3 protein-coding genes are annotated in these 2,843 nt (G+C 37.6%); all 3 read left to right on the top strand.

Features of this window, described 5'->3' with window-relative positions:
- Positions 1 to 308 precede the first annotated feature (308 nt).
- The 3 genes from V1L66_RS12730 (at position 309) to V1L66_RS12720 (ending at position 2,820) form a co-directional block, all read left to right on the top strand.
- Positions 309 to 1,340 carry a S66 peptidase family protein gene (locus V1L66_RS12730; protein WP_333006995.1) on the top strand — a complete coding sequence of 344 codons (1,032 nt, stop codon included), beginning with the start codon at positions 309 to 311 and terminating at the stop codon, positions 1,338 to 1,340.
- Between the two features lie 613 nt (positions 1,341 to 1,953).
- Positions 1,954 to 2,241 (top strand): RNA polymerase alpha subunit C-terminal domain-containing protein, encoded by a 288-nt coding sequence (locus V1L66_RS12725; protein ID WP_026023489.1) that lies wholly within the window; start codon positions 1,954 to 1,956, stop codon positions 2,239 to 2,241.
- An 18-nt stretch (positions 2,242 to 2,259) separates the two neighbouring features.
- Positions 2,260 to 2,820 (top strand): DUF4256 domain-containing protein, encoded by a 561-nt coding sequence (locus V1L66_RS12720; RefSeq protein ID WP_258861003.1) that lies wholly within the window; start codon positions 2,260 to 2,262, stop codon positions 2,818 to 2,820.
- The last annotated feature ends 23 nt before the right edge of the window (positions 2,821 to 2,843 follow it).

Below are 2,843 nucleotides of genomic sequence, written 5' to 3'. Positions count from 1 at the left end.
ACCGACTAGGGGAGCCTTTTTTTGATCAGCCGCCCAAAGGATCGTTGTCGTTAGCTCCCGCATGCCGGCAATAAGAGGAGCAAAAGACATGTAGCGTATTGCTTCGGTTGCCTCTTGACTACCCACAATTAGCATAGATAAATATCCTCTATTCCACAATCGGGCGCGATTGTGGAATAAAATCATTTTGTGCAATGTTACCAAACAAGGATTTAATAGCTTATTTCACATAAATGATAGACTATTTAAAAATTTCCATTAATATGTTATTTTTAAATGAAATTAAATCTAATTTGAGGTGTATTTATATGTTATTAAAGCCAAATAAACTCCAGCAAGGAGATTATATCGCCACAATTAGTCCTTCTTGGGGAGGTGCTGGAGAACCAGAATTAAAATGGCGTTATGAACAAGGCGTAAAAAGACTTGAAGAGGTTTTTGGACTGAAAGTTATAGCAATGCCAAATAGCTTGAAAGGTGCAGATTATTTAGACAAAAATCCAAAAGCACGTGCAGAGGACTTAATGATGGCTTTTAAGGACCCCAAGATTAAAGCTATTATTGCAAATATTGGTGGAGATGATAGTGTTCGTTTACTCCCTTACATTGATTTTGAGGTGATAACTAAAAATCCTAAAATTTTAATGGGTTACTCAGATGTAACGATTGCTCATTTATTTTGTTTGAAGGCGGGTATATCTTCATTTTATGGACCAGCAATTTTAACCGATTTTGCAGAAAACGTTGAAATGCACTCATATACCGTTCAATCTATTCAGAAAACGCTATTTTCTAATGAAGTAATAGGTGAAATTGTTCCTTCTGTAGAATGGACAAGTGAGCATTTAGATTGGATAGAATCAAATAAAAATCAAAAACGCACAATGCAACCTAATAAAGGATACGAATTGCTGCAAGGTAAAGGTATAGTACAGGGACGTTTAATAGGAGGGTGCATTGAAGTATTAGAGTTTGCTAAAGGAACCGTGCTATGGCCTGAAGAAAAATACTGGGAAAATTACATTCTTTTCTTTGAAACATCTGAAGATCAACCGGAGCCTAACCTACTTAGATATTGGTTGAGAAACTACGGTGTACAAGGTATTTTACAAAAAGCAAACGGAATTATATTTGGTAAACCACAAGATGAAAAGTATTGCGAAGAATATAAAGAAGAGATTTTAAAAGTGTTGAAAGAATTTAACTTGGAGGATACACCAGTTCTATACAATATGAACTTTGGACATACCGAACCAAAATTCATTCTACCTCTTGGTGCATTAGCAGAAATTAATTGTAATACAAGCTCTTTTACTATTTTAGAAAACGCTGTACTGTAAGATGTTAACGGCTTTTTGGGACGAATAAGGATATTCAATAATCGGACGCGATAGTGGAGCAACACAGGTAGAAAATAATCAAACGTTTTCATAATAACCTAACTTAAAACTGCTAAAGAAGAATCCCTTTTGATCAAACTTTTTTCACAAGGGATTCTTCTTGCTCTTACACATAACTCTTGGTATAGACACTGAACAAAGCTATGAAGCAAGAGGGTTTAAGCCTTAATTCTCAAAAAGCAAGACATTGGTATGTGACAAATCGAATGAGATTGATTAAGGAAACATCACAATCTGAGGGTCAACTTGCTCAGAAAATGGCTGAGCTTGTTGTATATATGAACATTTTTTTACTGTGGAAGAGGAAAAAAGAATCAAGTCGATACTGTCAAAATTCCTTCTTTTGTTATGAAGAAATACAAGAGGGCAAAGATATAGCTGACTTGTTTGAGGCGCTGGAGAACATTAAATGATAGAAACAAGAAGTTGCTAAGTCAGTAAATGTGGCACCAACTTCAAAAGAGCGTGAATTGATGAAAAATTCAAGTGTCCCTTTTCAATACCTTTGAGGAAATATGATAAAATGAACAAAAGCATAAGGTTTGGAGGGATGATATTGGCAGAAAAAAGGTTAAAAGTTTGTGAAAAAGGACATACATTTTACAAAAGCACAGATTGTCCAAGCTGCCCTACCTGTGATCAGGAAAATAAACCAAGTAGTGGCTTCCTTTCCAAACTGAGTTCACCTGCAAGAAATGCATTAGTGCACGCCGGTATTGATACGTTGGAAAAACTAGCTATGTACACGGAAAAGGACATCTTAAAAATGCATGGTATTGGACCAGCCTCCTTACCGATTCTGAGATCATCATTGAAAGAAGAAGGCTTGTCATTTAAATAAGTGAGGGGGAAGACAACAATGTCAACGAAAGAATTATCACAAGAGCAAACCGAGGAACTAATTAATACTTTGCAAGTTCGCTTCGAGAAAAATACATCTCGTCATGAAGGGCTTGACTGGGCAAATGTCCAAGTTAGGCTAGAGGCTAATAAGGAGAAACTATGGTCGCTCCACGAAATGGAAGCAACAGGCGGTGAACCAGATGTAGTTGGCTATGATGCAAACACGGACGAGTTCATTTTCTACGATTGTTCTGCGGAAAGTCCTAAAGGTCGCAGAAGTTTATGTTATGACCGTGAAGCGTGGGAAGCTAGAAAAAACCACAAGCCTGAAAATACGGCTATGGACGTTGCCAAGGAAATGGGCATAGAGCTGTTAACAGAGGAGCGATATCGCCAACTACAGGAGCTTGGCAAGTTCGATTTAAAAACATCAAGCTGGGTACAAACACCTGATAACATTCGCAAACTCGGCGGTGCTATCTTCTGCGATCGTCGCTATGACATGGTCTTTATGTACCACAATGGGGCAGAATCCTACTACGCGGCAAGAGGCTTCCGTGGATCGTTAAGAGTTTAAAAAATAAAGGCATATGTCCGATC

The organism is Lysinibacillus sp. IITD104, assembly GCF_036698265.2.
Lineage (GTDB): Bacteria > Bacillota > Bacilli > Bacillales_A > Planococcaceae > Lysinibacillus > Lysinibacillus boronitolerans.
This window is presented reverse-complemented; position numbering and strand designations above follow the sequence as displayed.

What these genes read in the sequence shown, in the direction of transcription:
- V1L66_RS12730 (WP_333006995.1), top strand. Translation starts at nt 309, where the DNA reads ATGTTATTAAAGCCAAATAAACTCCAGCAAGGAGATTATATCGCCACA.
- V1L66_RS12720 (WP_258861003.1), top strand. Translation starts at nt 2,260, where the DNA reads ATGTCAACGAAAGAATTATCACAAGAGCAAACCGAGGAACTAATTAAT.